The sequence below is a fragment of the Sphingorhabdus sp. EL138 genome, assembly GCF_900258045.1.
Classification (GTDB): Bacteria; Pseudomonadota; Alphaproteobacteria; order Sphingomonadales; family Sphingomonadaceae; genus Parasphingorhabdus.
On the sequence record NZ_OGVD01000004.1, the window covers coordinates 145,275 to 162,871 of the forward strand.

Genomic DNA, 17,597 nt, shown 5'->3' on the forward strand with positions numbered 1-17,597 from the left:
CTATTTTACATTCGCTCCCCTTTCGCTGAACTGCTCTCTCATATAGGCTGAGACGCAAGGAGAGTCTGATGAGAACCATATCCAAGAAATTGCTTTCAACTGCCGCGATATTGTCGTTAGCGGCCTGCGGTGGTTCGGGCGCTGACGCAGGTGCGGTTGAATCGGCCGGTAGCAGTTCATCTGGTGAGCGCGGCGAAGTGCGCTCTATTTCTGCTAAGGACAAACGCAAAGGCGCGGAGGCGCATCCACAATTATTGCAGGAATTTGGCGGGGCCTATACCGGTCCACAAAGCGCCTATGTCGTCCGGATTGGACAGGATATTGCCGTGCAGTCAGGACTGGGTGATGCGCGCAGCGACTTTACGGTGACGCTGCTTAATAGCCCTGTAAATAATGCTTTTGCTATACCCGGAGGCTATGTCTATTTGACGCGGCAGTTAATGGCTTTGATGAATGACGAGGCCGAGATGGCCGGCGTTTTGGGTCATGAAGTGGGTCATGTTGCTGCGCTTCACGGCGAAAAAAGACAAAAAGCAGCCCGGCGAAATAGCATTTTGGGTGTATTGGGCCAGATTGGTTCAGCCGTTCTTTTAGGGGATTCTGCTCTGGGAAAACTGGGTCAGGAAGTTTTCGGGACCGGTAGCCAGTTGCTGACGCTGAGATATTCCAGAAAACAGGAATATGAGGCGGATGACTTGGGTATCCGATATCTTGCGTCTGCCGGATACGCGCCTGATGCGTTGGCAACAATGCTGGAATCATTGGCAGCGCAGTCTGCTATTGATGCCCGGGTGGCGGGGCGGGACGCGCGGAGCGTTCCCGAATGGGCGAGTACTCATCCAAATCCTGTGCAACGCGTATCGAGAGCTGCCAGAAATGCCGGAAAGCTTGGAGTTTCGGGTGGAAAGCGTAATCGCGAAGCCTTTTTGCGGAATCTGGACGGGGTTCTATATGGTGATGATCCCAAACAAGGCGTGATAGAGGGTAACAGCTTCCTTCACCCGGATCTGAAATTGAAATTCACCGTACCCAATGGGTTTGGTATGCAAAACGGTACCAGAGCTGTGACGATTAGCGGCTCCGCCGGCCAAGGGCAATTTACAACCGGTCCCTATAACGGCAATATGGCGACTTATATTTCCTCCGCTTTCAAAGCCTTGTCAGGCAAGGGGCAGGATATTGCCTATGGTGATATCCAGCGAACAACCATCAATGGGCTGCCGGCATCTTATGCGACAGGCCGGGTAAACAACCGCAATGGTCAGGTGGATGTGACAATATTTGCCTACGAATTCTCGAAAAGCAGTGCTTTTCATTTTGCAACATTGGCACAGGCAGGTAGGACTTCTGTCTTCACACCAATGTATGACAGCGTTAAGCGGCTGACGACCCGTGAGGCTGCCGCGATAAAACCGCGGAAAATTGATGTTGTGACGGTCAGAAGTGGCGACACGATTGACAGTCTCTCGCGCAAAATGGCCTATTCCGACTACCAGAAGGATCGGTTCTTGGTGTTGAACCGGATGCGCTCTACCGACAACCTGCGCGCAGGTCAGAAGGTAAAGATTGTTACCTACTGATTCTAGTCGATTTACTTATGCACAAAAAAAGACGGCAGCCTTTGCAGGCTGCCGTCCCAAATTTCTAAATTAATCCGAAGATTAACCAGCCATTTCACTTTCAACTTCGTTGAAGGTGTTGCTGAGGGTGTTACCCAGCTGACCCATTGCAACGATAGCTGCAACAGCGATCAGAGCAGCGATCAGGCCATATTCAATAGCCGTTGCGCCTTCTTCGTTCTTAAACATTTTACGTACGAGTTTCATGTCTGGTCTCCTATATTTGACAAACTTCACTTACCCAATCAAACCCTTAAACTCGGGCCGATAATGATCACACTAATTCAGAAAACTTTATAAATGTTTAATGACATACGGCCGTTTAGGAACTTGCGACTACTTCATCAGCCACTGTATTCCACATGTTTCCGGTTGAATTTGCCACGCCGCTAATCGCCACAATTGCGGTGATCGCGATGAGTGCCAAAATCAGACCATATTCCACGGCCGTCGCCCCCTGTTCCGAACGATATAATTTTTTAAACAGTTCCATTATATCCCTCTCTTCACTTCTAAAGTTCTGCTAAGTTGCGAACGATCCGTGTTTCACAGAAAGGGATTAACAAAATCCTTACATCGCAAAAAAAAGTGGAAAATAATCCGACATATCTGTTTGTGGTCGCCGCGGCCCTGATCGACGAAAACCGCAATATTCTGGTGCAAAAACGGCCTCCGGGCAAGCCGATGGCTGGGCTTTGGGAATTCCCCGGCGGTAAGGTCGAATCGGGTGAAACGCCGGAAAAGGCGCTTGTGCGGGAATTAAAAGAAGAGTTAGGACTGGCAATAAAGACTGACGCTTTGATGCCTGTCGCCTTTGCCAGTGAAGCTTTGGGGGAGAAGCATCTGCTGCTACTATTGTATACGTGTCATGATTGGACGGGTGAAGCGCAAAACCTGGAATCGTCTGATATGAAATGGGTGCCCCTGCCGGAATTGCAGCATCTGGATATGCCGCCAGCCGATATACCCCTGGTGGCACAATTGATGACTGTCCTTTAGCCTCGTTTCAGTCCGAAGCGGGTTTGTTGAGAGCGTCCTTCAACGACATCTGGCCACTGCCACGGCGTGCCGGGACTGGCTGATCGGGGTGGGGTGCCCATCCGCATAGGTAGATGATTTCGATATGTTCGGTTGTCTTGCCGCCATCTGCTGCGCCGTTTTCAAAATTCAGCTTGGCTTGTTCATAAACATTTCGAGGAAGTGAGCGAATCTGGTCTTTCAGGATATTGGTACCGCCCATATCCCTGATATCGCTGACGAGCTTTTCCAACGCGCTGTAGCGCAGGCGCAAACCGTCGCTATCGATCACGGGTAGCGCAAATCCAATGCGAGACATCAGGTCGCCAGCCGTCCGGATATCAATTTGCGGATGGATGTGGACCGATACGCGGTCGCCCTCAGCCTTCATCAATACTGATTTGAGAGTTGTGAAACTTTCAGCGCCAACGAAAGACGCGAGAAACAATCCATCCGGTCTCAATATCCGTCGGGTAAGAGCCAGAGCGCCCGGCAGGTCGTTCACGCTATCCAGTGTTGCGACATTGATGACCAGGTCAAAGCTGTAATCGGCAAAGGGCAGGCGGTCTTCATCGCATTGGACGCCGCCAAAGGCAGCTGCGGCTAAAAAGCTGGCATCTGCGGCAATAGTTTCGATGCCCATATCGTTAAGCTGAGAACGCAGGCCATTAGCTGCTTGACCGATGATCAGGCATTTTTTGAAATCCCGCTTCACCAATGACAGTCGATCCAGAATTTCCTCTGACATTATCTGGCCCAAGAAGTCCTTGCCTTCAGACCGGTCGTAAGCGCGATCACGGGTGCGTCGTCTACGCTTGCGATCAAATATTTCCTTTGGTCCGTCGGTATTGCTCATACGGCCTTGTGCCCACCGCTTTAACGAGCGACAAGGGCAAATGGAAATTTTGTCGACCTTGCTCAAACCGGTTGTCGATTTTGCACTGCCGCCGCGTTGTCCAATCTGCGGCGTTACGGTTGAAGCAGATAACCGTTTCTGTTTGTCCTGTTGGAATAGTCTGGATTTTCTGACCGAGCCTTGGTGTGCATCTTGCGGCAGGCCTTTTGCTTTTGAGCAGGCGGCAGGAACGCAGTGCGCAGCCTGTCTCAAAAAGCCGCCTGATCATGACGGGGTCCGGGCTGTTGTGGCTTATGACGACAATAGCAGCTTACTGCCGATGCGTCTTAAATATGGGGGGCGTCTGGGTTTTGCCGAATTGATCGCCGGTCAGCTGGAACGTTTTTTGGGTGAAATTCCCGCAGATGCTTTAATCGTCCCGGTGCCACTTCACCGTTGGCGCTTGTGGTCCCGCGGGTTCAACCAATCCGTGCTGATTGGTCGGGCCCTGTCGGAGCGCAGCGGAATTGCGATGGAAACGGGCGTGCTCGCTCGCAAAGACGCAACACCGCCGCTCCGTTCGATGTCGGCAAAAGAGCGACGCAGACTTGTAAAGAACGCATTCGCGGTATCGCATGATGCACAGTCAAAACTAAAGGGAAGGGCAGTCATTCTGATTGATGATGTGTACACGACCGGCTCTACCGCCAATGCCTGCGCGAGAATATTAAAGGTGTCGGGTGCAGATCAGGTGACGGTTTTCTGTTGGGCGAGAGTATTGACCGAATATGACCAGAGTTGAATTAGCAGGGCATAAGGTCCATCTGCATGGGTAATCGAAACATATTGGAAAGCTGTTATGGCAAAAGTCGAAATTTATACCAAATTCACATGCGGATATTGCTTTCGGGCAAAGGGCTTGCTGAAGAGCAAAGATGTCGCTTTTGAAGAGACGGACATTACCATGGGCGGTCCAAAGCGCGAGGAAATGATCCAGCGTTCGGGCGGCCGTACGACCGTGCCTCAGATTTTCATCAATGATCAGCATATTGGCGGTTCCGATGATCTTGCAGCTTTGGAAGATGCAGGGAAATTAGACGCATTGCTGGCGGCCTGATCGCAGATGCGTGTTGCCTTGGCCCAGATGTGCAGCGGTATCGATCCCGCTACCAATGCGAAAGTATTGCGCGCGCATATCGGTGAAGCTGCGGCCCAAGGTGCTGATATCCTGTTTACGCCGGAAATGACCGGTCTTGTTGACCGTGATCGAAGCCGGGCAGCAGCCAGCATATATATAGAGCAGGAGGATCCGGTCCTGAAAGAGGCCTGCGTCTCCGCAAAGAATGAACAAATCTGGGTTGCGCTTGGCTCGCTGGCGATAAAGCAAAGTGATTCAGACGCCGGTAAATGGCTAAATAGGTCCTTTCTGATCGACCCATCGGGGACAATAGTGGCCCGCTACGACAAGATCCATCTTTTCGATGTTGATCTGGACACTGGCGAAAGCTGGCGGGAATCTGCGGCCTATGAGGGCGGAGCAGAAGCTGTCGTTGCTCCTGTGAAGGCAGCGATGCTTGGTCTTTCAGTCTGTTATGACCTGCGTTTTCCCGCATTATACGGAGCGCTGACCAACGCTGGAGCCGATATATTGTCGGTACCCGCTGCCTTTACTGTGCCGACAGGCGAGGCGCATTGGGAGATATTGCTGCGGGCGCGGGCAATTGAAGCCGGCGTTTTTGTGGTCGCGGCTGCCCAATCCGGCTTGCACGACGATGGTCGCACGACCTACGGGCATTCAATGGTGATCGATCCATGGGGGCACGTACTGTTGGACATGGGTGCGGATACAGGCGTCGCGACATGCGATATTGACTTGGATGATATTGCGAAGGTACGCAGCCGCATTCCAGCGATCACCAATCGCCGGACTTTTGCGTCACCAAAAGGTGCTTTATGATAGTGTTCGATCTTATATGCCGCGACGGCGGCCATCAATTTGAGGGCTGGTTCGGTTCCTCAGGCGACTACGCCAAGCAGCAAGCTGCAGGGCTGATCGATTGTCCCAGTTGCGGTTGTAACACTGTCGACAAAGCGGTGATGGCCCCCAATGTCGGTATTAAAGGCAACCAGCGCTCTGGTGCGGAGCCGGTCTCTGGATCAGTCGAATCGGGGCCTACTGAAATGGAGGCTTCCAAAGAAAACGAGCAATCAATGGCGAAAGCGGTCACACTCCCGGCCGAGGTCCAGGATATGGTTGGCAAACTGGCCAGAGCACAAGCGGAAATGTTGGAGCAATCAGAGTGGGTTGGCGGCGATTTTCCGGAGGAAGCCCGGGCGATCCACTATGGCGAAAAAGATGCGGCTCCGATCCACGGGACAGCATCTCCAGAGGATGTGGCAGAGCTTGAAGAAGAAGGCATTGATGTCGTGCCACTGCCCTTGCCTGTGACGCCGCCCGAAGCGCAAAATTGAAGCTGGTCTATCCGACCTGCACCCGTTAAATGACGGGCAAGCGCCCGTAGCTCAGGTGGATAGAGCATCAGATTCCTAATCTGGGGGCCACAGGTTCGAATCCTGTCGGGCGCACCAGTAAGCTATTGATAATAATAGATTATTCTGAAAACCGTTGTCACAAAACTGTAGTAATTCGTCGCATGGTGCGACGACACCGTCGCATGGATAATCTGACGCCAATCACTAAAATACCCACTCTCTTTGACTCAGACTTGGCACGACTCGCTCCATATGCGTATTAAGTAAAAAGGGGGTGATAAATGAGTAATCCGAAAATAAAACTGACTTATGATGGAGGGGATGCCGATCAACATGCAATAGATGCGAAGCTTTTTGGTCAATCGTTACAAGGTATAGACAAATTAGTGTCGGATGCGCTGATCATTATTACCCAAGAACGACTGCCCAAACGAGGTGAGCGCGCACCTCTTATAATGAAGGCAAAGGAGCCAGAAAGTGGTTCCCTAACTGTAGCTGGATTCTTTCAAGAGGCGGCTGTTTTACTGCCTTTGGGGTTGCCACTAATATCTACAATCGGTGTCGATATCATATCCCATTATGTTACTTCGGCCTTGAGTTTTTTCAGCGGCAAGGATGAGAATATGGAAGTGCTGACAAAAGCGATGGCTAAGATGCATCACGACATAGTAGTTGCAAATGATCGAGCTGACGAACGTCGACATATTGAAGCTATGGGTATGCAAGACATCTTACGCCAATCAATTGCCTCGAACGAACAAGCGGCCAGAAATTACGTTGCCCCCGTTGGACCGTCTGTAGGTACGGCATCATTTTATAGTGGGAACCGTGATCCGGTTATCATAGGCGTAGAGGAAGCTGACAAGGTGCGTGAGTTTGATTCGGTTGAATGGCTGCCTGTTGGTAAAATGGGTTTAGAAACAGACGGGTTCAAATTCCATACCAATGGCTTGAGCGTCAAAAATCCCGATCGAGATGGGTTTCTTATGGCAGAAGTAGTTGATCCGGTATTTGAGCAGGAATCAAACCCCTATACGATCGCCGCACAGAAGAAAGCGGCAATCACTGTCCTAGCTCGTCGTGGGTACAAAGGCGACAAGCTGTCAAAGATCCAAATTGTAGATTTCGTTGAGGAACTCGGCGACGACGCAGCTTGATCTTTTTTGGTCCGAATGGCGCATTGACTAACAGTGCAACCGTGCGACGATGTTGCAATTTCGGTGCAAAGTCGCACAGGTTTTACAACCTAAGTCATTGAAAAGTATAGATGGGTGTAAGTTTCCTAATCTGGGGGCCACAGGTTCGAATCCTGTCGGGCGCACCAGTTTTTTCCGATTGATGTTGTTTAAAGGTCGAATGTCGTCCGAGACATTATTTCGACGGTTTTGTTTTCAAACACCGCGTCGCCGAGTTCCGCTTTCTTTTCGGCTAGCAGTTTGTCGCGTTCGTGCAGCATATCGATGATGGGATCATGAAAAACTTCCACAGCGGCAGTAAGCCAGTCGTTGACGAGCGGATCACCGGGAGCCTTTTTCATGGAAAAAAGCTTGAGCCGCGATGCAATGGCATCGGCGGGCATGAAATATTCGTAAGTGACCCAATAGTTGGTTGTGAACCAGCTCAATGGCATCCCGTCCAGGCCAAAACTCAGTGCGCCGAAATGAACGACGCCTTGTGTTGGCTTGCCATTGGGAAGTTTTTTGGGAGGTTCGTAAAGCGCGTTTACGCCTTTGAACATCTCGAGCGGCAGAAACATGTGGAAATGGCCATGCTCGCCTTCTTCGCGTTCCTCGGGCTTGTGCGCATGGTAGAACCAGCGAGACTTGTTGCCGGGTGCAACACAGTCGCCCTTCGGATAATGTTCATATTGAACGAAAGGGGCGTCTGCCGGTACCACTCTGGGTACTAGCGAGACGCCCTCTTTAGCTATCTGGCCTGTTAGCTCAAACAGCCTTTCTAATGCATTTTCCAATGCGCTGTACTGATATTACTCAGTAGCGGCACATGCAGCGGCACACGCAGCATCACCAGCGGCACATGCAGCGGCTTCAGCAGCACAGCCAGCAGCGTCAGCAGCACAACCAGCGGCACATGCAGCAGCACAACCAGCTTCTTCAGCAGCACAGCCAGCGGCACATGCAGCTTCTTCAGCGGCACATGCAGCACATTCAGCGGCACATTCTGCAGCTGCAGCAGCATCTTCAGCTTGCTCAGCACATGCTGAAAGAGCAGGAACTGCAAGAGCAAGACCACCAGCTACTGCCAGCATTTTGCGGAAACTTGTTTCGTTAGACATTAAAATATCCCCTTTGGAATGAACTAGACTTTCCCCTCTATCTGCAAAGATATGGGCATGGCAAGTCTATTTGTGCGATATCCGGGAAAATGGCTGAAATTGTCGCTTTTTTGGGCATTCAAATAGTTAATTGCACAGAAATCAGGCGGTTAATCTGCCCGATTCTTCGTCTATTCACTTCTGATTTCTCGGCCTATTTCTCCACACCTCGGATTTTTCCCCATTGCCGCGCCATAGTGTAGCCAAGATAGCCGGTGCCAAATAAGGCGTATAGGGGCTCTGGAATACCAGCAAGATAAGCATTCATGCCATTGGCGATATCATGGGCCGCTTGCGGCCTGACTGCCGCGATCAAACCCATGGGTAATGACCAGAGCAGCAATATATACATGACGTAGAGAAAGCTCGGCCGCGCGCGACTGGTCCAAGGGTCGGGAGATCCGGCCTCAGCCAGTATCGCGGATATCTGAATACGAAGCTGTTCCACTTCCTGGCTACCTTCAAGTTTCAGCAGTTCCAGCTTCGCGAGATCCCGGGCTTGCTTGTCGGGAATGATCTTGTCGATAATTTTTGAAATGGGACCGATGAGGGTCGAGAGTAAAGACATGGTTCTGATTCCTTATATTGCAGAAGGGGAAGCCGGCCGGGTTTTCAACCTATGCGGTGGGAGAGCCAGCCATAGAGAAATGCTTCATTGGCCGGGCGCTGTTCAGCCAGTTTTATGTAGCGTGCGCCCTGCAAAGCCTCGACGGCTTTCAATAGAACCGCCTCGCCGCCATCGGCGCGCTTCGCCAGGAATTTCTGTAGGGCGCCGATTGTCCTCGGACCGATTTGGCCGTCGGTTGCGATATCGGCAAAATCCTGCTCGTTACGGTTTAGCGCATTGAGCGCCCGTTGCAGGAAACGGGCTGCGATCGCTGGTCCCATATTAATGCCGGTGTCGAACAATTCTTCGGCCAGTCGCGGGGCCAATGCGTTGACGCTATCAAACGACGGACGCAGCCAATATCTGCGTTTATATATGGCGACGGCTTCGTCTTGGGGAAAATACCGCATGTCACCAGCATAACCGTGGCTGCGCGCGACCGCTTCAGTGACGCCCCAGCGGGTAGGGCCCCCGCGGTCAGCGGGATGATTGGAATAATCGCCTTCTATGGCAATGACGTCGTCGATCAATGTGTCGATATTCATGGCAGCATCTTTCTTTCCAGAGGTTGAGTGCAAGAAATAACCTATTTGGTTATTTGTAGGAAAGAGCAAAATTTTGGCTATGGAATTTAATTGACTGATTAATTTCGATCAGGCCTATTCGGACAATTAGCCAGAGCAGTGATTCGTTAGATGATTTGCTGTGTCTGTTCGCCGCGAAAATATGTATTAAGGAGCTGGTAGATTGAACTTTGATTTCTCCGATGATCAGAAATTCCTGCGCGATGAAGCGCGCAAATTTCTTGAGGCCCAGTGCACCAGCGCCCATGTGCGCGCTGTGCTGGATGATGACGATGTCAGCCATAATGACGAAGTCTGGCAGAAAATAGTCGAAATGGGCTGGCTCGGTGCCGCCATTCCAGAGGAATTTGGCGGGCTTGGCCTGGGCATGCTGGAACTTTGTGTGATTGCAGAGGAGCTGGGCCGTGTGTTGGCGCCGGTGCCGTTCGGATCGTCTGCCTATTTCTTTGCCGAGGCGATCAAGCTGGCCGGAACCGACGAGCAGAAAGCCGAGTTTTTGCCGAAAGTGGCGGATGGCAGCATTGTCGGATGTCTGGCGACCACCGAAGGCCCCGGTGCTCTCTCCGCCTCTTCGGTCCAAACAACTGCCAAGGATGGCACACTGTCCGGGACGAAAGTGCCGGTCACTGATGGCGATATTGCGACCCATGCCGTTGTGCTGGCGAAAGAAGGCAGCGGCACTGGCTTATACATAGTAGCGCTGGATCAGGACGGGGTTTCCCGCAACGCGCTCAAGACGATTGAACCTACCCGCAGCCATGCCGAGATCAAACTGGATGGTGCCACCGGAGCCCGATTGGGCCATGAAAGCGGCAACGGCATGACGGTGCTCGATCAAGTGATGAACCGGGCGGCGGTATTGCTCGCCTTCGAACAATTGGGCGGCGCGTCCCGTTGTCTGGAAATGGCCACCGAATATGCGAAAGAGCGCCACGCCTTTGGCCGTCCCATTGGCGGCAATCAGGCAATCAAGCATAAGCTGGCCGATATATATGTGAAAAATGAAGTGGCACGCTCCAATGCCTATTATGGGGCATGGGCGCTGTCTACCGATGCGGCAGAATTGCCGGAAGCTGCGGCTGCGGCGCGAGTGGCTGCGTCAGAAGCCTTCTGGTTTGCCAGCAAAGAGAATATCCAGACCCATGGCGGCATGGGCTTTACCTGGGAGGTGGATTGCCACCTCTATTATCGCCGCGCCAAACTGCTGGCGGTGCAGGCGGGCAGCCCGGCGGTATGGAAAGAGAAACTGGTTTCCGCGCTCGAAGCGAAAAACGCGGCTTAGTAGACAATATCCCGAGAAGGACAAGAAGATGGATTTTACAGATACAACAGAAGAAGCGGCATTCCGGGCCGAGGCCAACGCGTTTCTCAGCCAGCATCTTGAACCCAAAAAAGCAGCAGCCATCCGTTCCGGCAGGCGCGACGATTATCTGAAACGCGCGAAGGACTGGCAAAAGGTCAAAGCCGAGAACCAGTTTGCCCAGATTACGTGGCCGAAGGAAATTGGCGGTCGCGGAGGATCGCCAATGCAACAGGTCATCTGGAATCAGGAAGAATCCAAATTTGATGCACCAATTGGGCCCTTTGCCATCGGTCTTGGCATGTGTGTTCCGACCGTGATTGCTTTCGGTTCGGATGAACATAAACAGCGCTATGTTCAAAAGGCGTTGTTCGGCGAGGAAATCTGGTGCCAGCTTTTCTCCGAACCCGCCGCCGGATCCGACGTCGCTGGCCTGAAAACCAAAGCAGTCAAGGATGGCGATGATTGGGTGATTAATGGCCAGAAGGTCTGGACCTCTGGCGCTCATTATTCCGATTATGGCATCTTGCTGGTGCGCACCGACCCTGATGTGCCGAAGCATAAAGGCCTGACCATGTTCATCGTCGACATGAAACAGGAAGGCGTCGATGTACGCCCGATCCATCAGGCATCAGGCGGCAGCGAATTTAACGAGGTCTATTTCACCGACGTTCGTATTCCCGACAGCGACCGGTTAGGCGAGCCGGGAATGGGCTGGAAAGTCGCTTTGGTGACGCTGATGAACGAGCGGCTTGCAGTTGGCGGTTCACCTGGACCGGACTGGGCCGAGATCATGGATTATGCGCGCTCCTCAGGCTCGATGAGCGATCAGGCATTTCGTGCGAAATTGGCGGACTGGTATGTTGCGGCGCAGGGTTATAAGCTGACCAAATTCCGCACCCAGACCGCTTTGTCCAAAGGCGAAACACCGGGGCCGGAAAACTCCATCGGCAAGGTGATCACAGCGAACCATTTGCAGGATATCTGTAACAGCGCGATCGAGATGCAGGATCATTATGGAATTATCTCCGACAAGGATCATGCGCCAGCAGATGCAATTTTTCAGGAAAGCTTCATGTGGGCACCTGGCCTGCGGATTGCGGGCGGCACCGACGAGATTCTGAAAAATATCATCGCGGAGCGGGTGCTGGGACTGCCGCAGGATGTGCGGGTCGACAAGGACAAGCCTTTCTCGGCTTTCTAGGCGGCGATCAGGTCGCGGACTTGGGCGGCCAGGCCATAGGACTTTTCGCGAGCGGCTTGATCGAAGATCGAGCCGCAGACGATCAGCTCGTCCGCCTGTGTCCGGTCGAGAAAGGCCCGGACGCCACTTAATACAGCATCCGGTGCGCCAACTGCGCTGCCCTGCATGATCTGGGCGAGCATCGATTGAGCCTGGGGCGGCAGGCTTTCGCGATAGCCCTCGACCGGAGGCGGGAGTTTACCCGGATTGCCGGTGCGCAGTGCCACAAAACTCTGCATCATCGAGGTTGCCAGATGCTCTGCTTCGTCATCCGTGTCGGCGGCAAAGATATTGAAACCGCACATCGTATAAGGTTCCGCCAACTGCGCGGATGGTTTGAAATCGCGGCGATAAATGGCCAGCGCTTCATCGAGCGCTTGCGGTGCAAAATGAGACGCAAAGGCATAGGGCAGGCCGAGGGCCGCTGCGAGCTGCGCACCGAACAGACTGCTGCCCAATATATAAAGCGGGATTTTCGCGCCTGCACCGGGTGTTGCCTGAATGCCCAGTGCAGGGTCTCCTTCAAGCAGCGCTTGGAGTTCGACGACGTCGCGCGGAAATTGATTTGGGTCGGTGTTGAGATTGCGCCGCATGGCTTGCGCTACCCGCTGGTCGGAACCCGGTGCGCGGCCAAGGCCGAGATCGACCCGGCCGGGGAACAGCGCCTCCAACGTTCCGAATTGTTCGGCAATCACCATCGGCGCGTGGTTGGGCAGCATGATCCCGCCGGCGCCGATGCGGATAGTCTTCGTGCCTGCGCCAATATGGGAGAGTGCAACCGAAGTCGCCGCGCTGGCAATCCCGGCCATGCCGTGATGTTCCGCCATCCAGAACCGTTCAAAGCCAAGCGCTTCACCATGCTGTGCCAGCGCGAGCGAGCGATCCAATGCTGTCTTTACATCGGATCCTTGAGGTACCGGTGACAGATCAAGAATCGAAAATTTCACAGCTTTGCTCATTACCTACCTCTTTTGTCCCAACTGCCCGGCTACTTTAATCGCATAGCCGCTTGGGACTTTTCGAAATCCCAATGTTGGCAGCAGCAATGTCCACGCGCGATCATTCCCATTTAGGAATAGTCGCGCGGTATAAAAGCCGTTGCCCTCCAGTTTCATCGTCAATTCTTCCATTCCTGAACCGCTGGTGAGTGGCAGAACCAGCACGCCGTCCTCGCACATCGCATTGCCGAGCAGACCCTGTTTTAAATCCAGTCCCGGAATATTCGCATCAAGCGACAAGCGCACCTTGCCGCTAGCGGACTCACAGCGGCCATTGGCAAAGGCTACGCTGACATTATCCAAGGTGATATTGGAAGCAGGTAGCGGAGCAAGAGTCTGACCGACGCTTAAAGCTGTGGTCGCATTTTCGACCAGCAAGCTGTTGCCCTGCTTCCCAATGGTGGCGACCAGGCCTTTGTCGCCTGCAACAGCGGGGCGTTCCAAGTCCATCTTCACTTTTCCAGTCAGCAGCGGAAAAAACTGTACCCCCGCTTTCAAATCACCCAGCGCAAAGGGGCCGAGCTGCGCCTGTTCTATACGTCCGTTCCAGATGCTGCCGCTAATTTCTCGCGCCGAAAATCTCGAATCTTCCAATCCGGCGATGCTGATCGCGAGCTTGAGCGGCATGAAGACCAGCGCCAAGATAATCAGAGCAAGAATAATCAATATGTAGATCAACGCGCGCGGCACCTGCTTTCCCATCTATGTCAGATTCCCTATCACAGTTCGGGCGTAAACTGATCAAAATAGGCATAAATATCCGCTTCATCGCGGCTTGCTGCATTGCGCCATGTGGGTGCGGATTTCGGATTGAGCAAAGCGCCTTGTGAAGAGAGGACCAGCACGGTTGGGGTGCCTTTGATCTTTTCAATGCCAAATCGCTGGGCAATGTCGATATTGCGATCACGATGGCCGACATCGACATAGACGACTTCATATTTGGTTTTCAGCATTTCGGCAAAGCGCGGCTTTTCAAACCATCCGGCGAGCCCGCGACTATCATGGCACCAGTTCGCGCCCATGACGAGCAGCACACGCTTGTCTGCTGCCACGGCGCGGGCAAGGGCGGCATCGACATCTTGCGATGCCTTGGCGTTTTTTTCATATGGCTTGGCTTCGGGATGCTCTGCCGCAGAACCATCCGCACCCGGCGCAGCAGGAACCGGAGCTGCCAACGTAAGTCCCACAGCAATGAAAAAATGCTTCAACATCTTATCCACCTGCCTGAGCCATGAGTTTCGGCAGGTTGCCCATCGCGGCCATGGCATTGGTCCTGAATTCGCCCAATATCGCCATTTTCTCTTCATCATCGGGGGACACGCCGAAAATCATTTTTCCGAAACCGTCGAGCCGGCTCTGGGTAATCCATTTGTTGACGACCTTGTCCTGCGACCATTGAAACTGGTTCATCATATTGACCATCGTCGCGGCGGGATAGGTATCAATGCCATCGGGCAGGGGGATCGGCTGTCCCAAACGGTTTTTAGTCTCGTCATCATCATAGGTGACTTCGAGAAAAGCAGATAGCGCAGCGCTGAAGGCCGGTTGCGGTACGCGGATCATCTGTAATGTGATGAGCCCCTCTTGGAATTGCGGAACCACTGGGCGGCGTTCGACAGCGGTGGCAGTGCAGTCGATATAGAGCGTCTCCGCCGGCATCAGATAGTCGCCCTGTTTCAGATGCATGCCGTTCTGATCGATAGTCTCGACATGCCCCATGCGGACGACGTTCTTGATCTGCCGCAGGATATCGACCTCACCCTGCGAGATGGTGGCATAGTGGAACATGCTTGGCTTGGCTTCCGGATCGATCCGCAGCATTACGCCGCAGGCCTCAAGGCGAAGGAACAGATCGTCAGCGGTTTCCGCCGCCGCCAGCGCCGCCATCAAATCCCTTTGACCGCCAATTGTTTGGTGGAAAAATTCCTGACCCGGCTGGGTATTGTTGCGATTGAGCAACCAGCTATCGCGCGGACAGACCCAGACGATATCATCCGCGTTCGCGCCGGAGCGCAGTAACCAGACGCCGACATCCATTGCGGTTTTGCCAGCGCCCAGGATGACGAATTTCTTGGGCAGTGGCCCGGCGCTTTGCCAAAGCTGTGGCAAGGCGTTGGGCGGGATCATCTTGGCGCCATCCTTCACCTCGAATTTCGGTGTGTGGGTGGATGGCACAGTGGTGCCATAATAGGTCGCGTCTACCGTTTTCTTGCGGATATTGATCTGGGTTTCCTTGCCCGACAGCAAGGACACAAATTTACCGTCTCCGAGATAATCAGACATGGGATGATAGCTTACCCGCCCGCTCGGCAAGAAGCGCTGGTGCATCACCTTTTCAAAATAGCTGTTCACCTCAGCGCCGGTGGCCAGCTCATAATAGCCTTTGTTAAGGCCGGTTGTGTCGATTTCGCCGCTACCCAACTGGGTCGAATTCACGCCATAGAAAGCCGACGGCTGGTGCAAGGACACGAACGGATAAGCGTCATTCCAGTGACCGCCCGGTTTTCCGTGCCGATCGACAATGGTGATATGCGCATCGCTTTCTTCCAGCAATGTATCGGCAAAGGCCATTCCGACGGCACCGCTGCCGATAATCAGATAATCCGTTTCGGCCTGCGCCATATGAAAGTCCCTTCGCTGGATTTATCCGATTTCTTAGGGACTAAAAAGCAAGAGGGCAATCAAACTTCCAGCGGGGTGAGGGAACAGGCGGTCGTGAGGCCAAGGCCGCGCTTCATGGCGGGATAGGCCCTGACCATCGCCGCAGCCATGGCAAGCTCCCGCCGGACGCCGCGCCCGAATTGCTGCTCGATGCTTAGCCCAAGCTCGTCCGCCTCCGCAGATTGCCGCGCAATGGCCTGACCGAAATCAAAAGCCAGCTTGTTTTCGCCGGACAGCTTGCCGGTCAGCATGGCGTTGACCTCATCTCTCGGCAATCCTTCCGCCAATGCGCCGTGCGCAGCGGTAATTGCGCAGGGTCCGCAATCCTCAACCAGCACAGCGCCAATCCGAGTGGCGGATAACAGGTCTGCACTGGCTTCATAACGGTGATTGCTTGCGGGCATGAAATGCTTAAACTTCTCAAGCATGTGTCCGGGCGCACTGGCGACCTCGTGGATATAGGCGCTTTCGCCGGGGGACATCCGATCTACCATCGCCAAAAAGAGACGGTCGGGCACGCCTGCTGGCACGATGCGCTGACGAAAGAATAGAATAGCGACTGCGATCAACACGAGCAGCGGCGGACCCAGTACACCGGGAGCGTCGGCCCAGAAAATCGCGGGCGAACAGATGCCGACTGACACCTCGTATATATGCAATATCCCGTGCAAGGAAAGCCACAGACCGCCAGCCAAAGCGGCCATCCAGCGCATATGAAGGCTGGCGCTGGCATAGAGCAGAATGATTCCGCAAGTTGCATAGGCAATCCCGATATCACGAATAAAGTGCTTATTGGGCGGGCCAGTGGTGATGACGGTGGGGATCGCGGTGTACCAGTCGAGCGGACTGATGATCATGAACATCCCAAAAAACAGCGCGCCTATGCCAACGGCGAGGACCAAAAACTGCGTCAGCCTGTCGAGAAAGTCGGGTTTTCCGGTTTGCATGACAAATTCCCTATCTGAGTCTCTTTAATTCAGATAATAAATATCCGAATAAGAAATATTGTCAATATGAAGCTGGGAAATTGCCGCGAGGATCTTATTCGGATATGAAGTATCGGAATAAGGGAAGAAAACAGGTAGACGATGCAGATTTCCAAGGGTGTTGAATGGGCGGCGCACGCCGCTGCGTTGCTGAATGGCCTTCCCCCCGGTCGCGGTCTGAAGGCGGAAGCCCTGGCGCGCTATCATGGAGTGCCAGCGCCCTATATGGCGAAGCAGCTACAAGCCTTAAGCAAGGCCGGGATCACGCAAACATCACGCGGCGCGCACGGCGGCTATCGCCTCGCCAAACCGGCTGACGAGATTACGCTATGGGATATTACCGCCGCGGTTGATGGGAAAGGTCCGGCATTCCGGTGCACCGAAATTCGTCAAAACGGCCCATGTGGTCTGAAACCCGAAGACTGCAAACGGCCCTGTCAGATTGCCGCTGCCTTTGCTTCTGCAGAGCAGGCGTTTCGAGACAGTTTGGCCGCAGTGTCGCTGGCTGATCTGGCGGGCCAGGTTGTCAACGATTCTCAGCCGGAACATCTCTTGGACATTGTGAGTTGGCTGACTGCAGAGGCCGAACCGCTGAGCGAGAAAAGCGCCTAGCCAGTCACACAAGCTTGATCATCGTTTCAAACCGCAAAGGCTCGGCCAGCCAATTATCATAATTATCCATCACCGCCTTGGTATATGGCTTGCTATGATGCTCTTGCAGGGCCGCTTCATCCTGCCATTCTTCATAGAGGAAGATGTGGCCCTGATCTGCATCCGTTAGGACGGTAAATTCGATGCATCCGGGCTCGGCTCTTGTTTCCGATACGATGCCTAAAATTGCATCCCTCGCATCGTCATAATTGTCGGTTTTGGGTTTGATTTTGGCAAAACCGAAAAGCGTATTGGTCATATATTCGAG

General features: G+C 53.4%; 23 protein-coding genes and 1 tRNA gene. 11 read left to right on the forward strand and 13 right to left on the reverse strand.

All coding sequences use genetic code 11. The annotated features are described in order from the left end of the window. The first annotated feature begins 68 nt into the window (after positions 1-68). Positions 69-1,580, forward strand: a complete 1,512-nt coding sequence (locus tag DK507_RS10570; protein ID WP_109356377.1) for a M48 family metalloprotease — start codon at positions 69-71, stop codon at positions 1,578-1,580. Positions 1,581-1,661: 81 nt separating this feature from the next. Here DK507_RS10570 and DK507_RS10575 read toward each other — a convergent pair whose 3' ends face one another. Next, positions 1,662-1,826 carry a Flp family type IVb pilin gene (locus tag DK507_RS10575; RefSeq protein WP_108810835.1) on the reverse strand — a complete coding sequence of 55 codons (165 nt, stop codon included), beginning with the start codon at positions 1,824-1,826 and terminating at the stop codon, positions 1,662-1,664. 115 nt (positions 1,827-1,941) lie between these two features. Continuing rightward, positions 1,942-2,112: a Flp family type IVb pilin gene (locus DK507_RS10580; RefSeq protein ID WP_109356378.1), complete on the reverse strand. Its 171-nt coding sequence runs from the start codon at positions 2,110-2,112 to the stop codon at positions 1,942-1,944. 95 nt (positions 2,113-2,207) lie between these two features. Between DK507_RS10580 and DK507_RS10585 the strand changes: the two genes are divergently transcribed. Continuing rightward, positions 2,208-2,618 (forward strand): (deoxy)nucleoside triphosphate pyrophosphohydrolase, encoded by a 411-nt coding sequence (locus DK507_RS10585; RefSeq protein WP_301950671.1) that lies wholly within the window; start codon positions 2,208-2,210, stop codon positions 2,616-2,618. A 7-nt stretch (positions 2,619-2,625) separates the two neighbouring features. Here DK507_RS10585 and DK507_RS10590 read toward each other — a convergent pair whose 3' ends face one another. After that, positions 2,626-3,492: a methyltransferase domain-containing protein gene (locus tag DK507_RS10590; protein ID WP_109356379.1), complete on the reverse strand. Its 867-nt coding sequence runs from the start codon at positions 3,490-3,492 to the stop codon at positions 2,626-2,628. Positions 3,493-3,532: 40 nt separating this feature from the next. Here DK507_RS10590 and DK507_RS10595 point away from each other — a divergent pair, with 40 nt between their 5' ends. The 6 genes from DK507_RS10595 (at position 3,533) to DK507_RS10620 (ending at position 7,121) form a co-directional block, all read left to right on the forward strand. Next, complete coding sequence (locus DK507_RS10595) at positions 3,533-4,273, forward strand: ComF family protein (protein ID WP_109356380.1); 741 nt, start codon at positions 3,533-3,535, stop codon at positions 4,271-4,273. Between the two features lie 57 nt (positions 4,274-4,330). Then, positions 4,331-4,588 (forward strand): glutaredoxin 3, encoded by a 258-nt coding sequence (gene grxC, locus DK507_RS10600; RefSeq protein WP_109356381.1) that lies wholly within the window; start codon positions 4,331-4,333, stop codon positions 4,586-4,588. 6 nt (positions 4,589-4,594) lie between these two features. Next, positions 4,595-5,428 carry a carbon-nitrogen hydrolase family protein gene (locus DK507_RS10605; RefSeq protein ID WP_109356382.1) on the forward strand — a complete coding sequence of 278 codons (834 nt, stop codon included), beginning with the start codon at positions 4,595-4,597 and terminating at the stop codon, positions 5,426-5,428. Further along, positions 5,425-5,943, forward strand: a complete 519-nt coding sequence (locus DK507_RS10610; RefSeq protein ID WP_109356383.1) for a DUF1178 family protein — start codon at positions 5,425-5,427, stop codon at positions 5,941-5,943. The genes DK507_RS10605 and DK507_RS10610 overlap by 4 nt, the downstream gene beginning before the upstream one ends. Positions 5,944-5,983: 40 nt before the next feature. Beyond that, positions 5,984-6,060, forward strand: a tRNA-Arg gene (locus tag DK507_RS10615). A gap of 185 nt (positions 6,061-6,245) precedes the next feature. Continuing rightward, the gene (locus tag DK507_RS10620) at positions 6,246-7,121 is read left to right on the forward strand and encodes a hypothetical protein (protein WP_109356384.1); all 876 of its coding nucleotides are present in this window, start codon (positions 6,246-6,248) and stop codon (positions 7,119-7,121) included. A gap of 188 nt (positions 7,122-7,309) precedes the next feature. Here DK507_RS10620 and DK507_RS10625 read toward each other — a convergent pair whose 3' ends face one another. The 4 genes from DK507_RS10625 to DK507_RS10640 form a co-directional block, all read right to left on the reverse strand. Further along, a complete protein-coding gene (locus DK507_RS10625) occupies positions 7,310-7,936 on the reverse strand; it encodes a hypothetical protein (RefSeq protein ID WP_162559009.1) in 627 nt (208 codons plus the stop codon). Beyond that, positions 7,921-8,217, reverse strand: coding sequence for a hypothetical protein (locus tag DK507_RS10630; protein WP_162559010.1), 297 nt, complete (start codon positions 8,215-8,217; stop codon positions 7,921-7,923). The genes DK507_RS10625 and DK507_RS10630 overlap by 16 nt, the downstream gene beginning before the upstream one ends. Positions 8,218-8,453: 236 nt before the next feature. Continuing rightward, the gene (locus DK507_RS10635) at positions 8,454-8,867 is read right to left on the reverse strand and encodes a holin family protein (RefSeq protein WP_109356386.1); all 414 of its coding nucleotides are present in this window, start codon (positions 8,865-8,867) and stop codon (positions 8,454-8,456) included. Positions 8,868-8,911: 44 nt separating this feature from the next. Further along, positions 8,912-9,451, reverse strand: a complete 540-nt coding sequence (locus DK507_RS10640) for a glycoside hydrolase family 108 protein (RefSeq protein ID WP_109356387.1) — start codon at positions 9,449-9,451, stop codon at positions 8,912-8,914. Between the two features lie 202 nt (positions 9,452-9,653). On the opposite strand from DK507_RS10640, the gene DK507_RS10645 reads away from it, so the two are divergent. Both DK507_RS10645 and DK507_RS10650 read left to right on the forward strand, forming a co-directional pair. After that, complete coding sequence (locus DK507_RS10645) at positions 9,654-10,772, forward strand: acyl-CoA dehydrogenase family protein (RefSeq protein WP_109356388.1); 1,119 nt, start codon at positions 9,654-9,656, stop codon at positions 10,770-10,772. 28 nt (positions 10,773-10,800) lie between these two features. Continuing rightward, complete coding sequence (locus tag DK507_RS10650; RefSeq protein ID WP_109356389.1) at positions 10,801-11,994, forward strand: acyl-CoA dehydrogenase family protein; 1,194 nt, start codon at positions 10,801-10,803, stop codon at positions 11,992-11,994. Here DK507_RS10650 and DK507_RS10655 read toward each other — a convergent pair. Genes DK507_RS10655 through DK507_RS10675 form a run of 5 tightly spaced genes read right to left on the reverse strand, consistent with a single transcriptional unit; the run spans position 11,991 to position 16,639 of the window. Continuing rightward, a complete protein-coding gene (locus DK507_RS10655; protein ID WP_109356390.1) occupies positions 11,991-12,992 on the reverse strand; it encodes an LLM class flavin-dependent oxidoreductase in 1,002 nt (333 codons plus the stop codon). The genes DK507_RS10650 and DK507_RS10655 overlap by 4 nt on opposite strands. A 3-nt stretch (positions 12,993-12,995) precedes the next feature. Next, positions 12,996-13,733, reverse strand: a complete 738-nt coding sequence (gene gspN / locus DK507_RS10660) for a type II secretion system protein N (RefSeq protein WP_109356391.1) — start codon at positions 13,731-13,733, stop codon at positions 12,996-12,998. A 17-nt stretch (positions 13,734-13,750) separates the two neighbouring features. Then, positions 13,751-14,242 carry a co-chaperone YbbN gene (locus DK507_RS10665; protein ID WP_109356392.1) on the reverse strand — a complete coding sequence of 164 codons (492 nt, stop codon included), beginning with the start codon at positions 14,240-14,242 and terminating at the stop codon, positions 13,751-13,753. A gap of 1 nt (position 14,243) precedes the next feature. Further along, entirely contained in the window at positions 14,244-15,653 is a 1,410-nt protein-coding gene (locus DK507_RS10670; protein WP_109356393.1) for an FAD/NAD(P)-binding protein, read from the reverse strand. A 59-nt stretch (positions 15,654-15,712) separates the two neighbouring features. After that, the gene (locus tag DK507_RS10675) at positions 15,713-16,639 is read right to left on the reverse strand and encodes a hypothetical protein (RefSeq protein WP_109356394.1); all 927 of its coding nucleotides are present in this window, start codon (positions 16,637-16,639) and stop codon (positions 15,713-15,715) included. A 141-nt stretch (positions 16,640-16,780) separates the two neighbouring features. Between DK507_RS10675 and DK507_RS10680 the strand changes: the two genes are divergently transcribed. Then, positions 16,781-17,290: an Rrf2 family transcriptional regulator gene (locus DK507_RS10680; protein WP_174209037.1), complete on the forward strand. Its 510-nt coding sequence runs from the start codon at positions 16,781-16,783 to the stop codon at positions 17,288-17,290. Between the two features lie 4 nt (positions 17,291-17,294). Here DK507_RS10680 and DK507_RS10685 read toward each other — a convergent pair whose 3' ends face one another. Then, entirely contained in the window at positions 17,295-17,588 is a 294-nt protein-coding gene (locus DK507_RS10685) for a putative quinol monooxygenase (protein WP_109356395.1), read from the reverse strand. Positions 17,589-17,597: the final 9 nt, after the last annotated feature.

Coding starts and splice junctions, on each gene's coding strand:
- DK507_RS10665 (WP_109356392.1), bottom strand. CDS start 14,242: ATGTTGAAGCATTTTTTCATTGCTGTGGGACTTACGTTGGCAGCTCCG.
- DK507_RS10575 (WP_108810835.1), bottom strand. CDS start 1,826: ATGAAACTCGTACGTAAAATGTTTAAGAACGAAGAAGGCGCAACGGCT.
- DK507_RS10670 (WP_109356393.1), bottom strand. CDS start 15,653: ATGGCGCAGGCCGAAACGGATTATCTGATTATCGGCAGCGGTGCCGTC.
- DK507_RS10620 (WP_109356384.1), top strand. CDS start 6,246: ATGAGTAATCCGAAAATAAAACTGACTTATGATGGAGGGGATGCCGAT.
- DK507_RS10610 (WP_109356383.1), top strand. CDS start 5,425: ATGATAGTGTTCGATCTTATATGCCGCGACGGCGGCCATCAATTTGAG.
- DK507_RS10580 (WP_109356378.1), bottom strand. CDS start 2,112: ATGGAACTGTTTAAAAAATTATATCGTTCGGAACAGGGGGCGACGGCC.
- DK507_RS10680 (WP_174209037.1), top strand. CDS start 16,781: ATGCAGATTTCCAAGGGTGTTGAATGGGCGGCGCACGCCGCTGCGTTG.
- DK507_RS10675 (WP_109356394.1), bottom strand. CDS start 16,639: ATGCAAACCGGAAAACCCGACTTTCTCGACAGGCTGACGCAGTTTTTG.
- DK507_RS10685 (WP_109356395.1), bottom strand. CDS start 17,588: ATGACCAATACGCTTTTCGGTTTTGCCAAAATCAAACCCAAAACCGAC.
- DK507_RS10650 (WP_109356389.1), top strand. CDS start 10,801: ATGGATTTTACAGATACAACAGAAGAAGCGGCATTCCGGGCCGAGGCC.
- DK507_RS10605 (WP_109356382.1), top strand. CDS start 4,595: ATGCGTGTTGCCTTGGCCCAGATGTGCAGCGGTATCGATCCCGCTACC.
- DK507_RS10570 (WP_109356377.1), top strand. CDS start 69: ATGAGAACCATATCCAAGAAATTGCTTTCAACTGCCGCGATATTGTCG.
- gspN (WP_109356391.1), bottom strand. CDS start 13,733: ATGGGAAAGCAGGTGCCGCGCGCGTTGATCTACATATTGATTATTCTT.
- grxC (WP_109356381.1), top strand. CDS start 4,331: ATGGCAAAAGTCGAAATTTATACCAAATTCACATGCGGATATTGCTTT.
- DK507_RS10590 (WP_109356379.1), bottom strand. CDS start 3,492: ATGAGCAATACCGACGGACCAAAGGAAATATTTGATCGCAAGCGTAGA.
- DK507_RS10595 (WP_109356380.1), top strand. CDS start 3,533: ATGGAAATTTTGTCGACCTTGCTCAAACCGGTTGTCGATTTTGCACTG.
- DK507_RS10640 (WP_109356387.1), bottom strand. CDS start 9,451: ATGAATATCGACACATTGATCGACGACGTCATTGCCATAGAAGGCGAT.
- DK507_RS10635 (WP_109356386.1), bottom strand. CDS start 8,867: ATGTCTTTACTCTCGACCCTCATCGGTCCCATTTCAAAAATTATCGAC.
- DK507_RS10655 (WP_109356390.1), bottom strand. CDS start 12,992: ATGAGCAAAGCTGTGAAATTTTCGATTCTTGATCTGTCACCGGTACCT.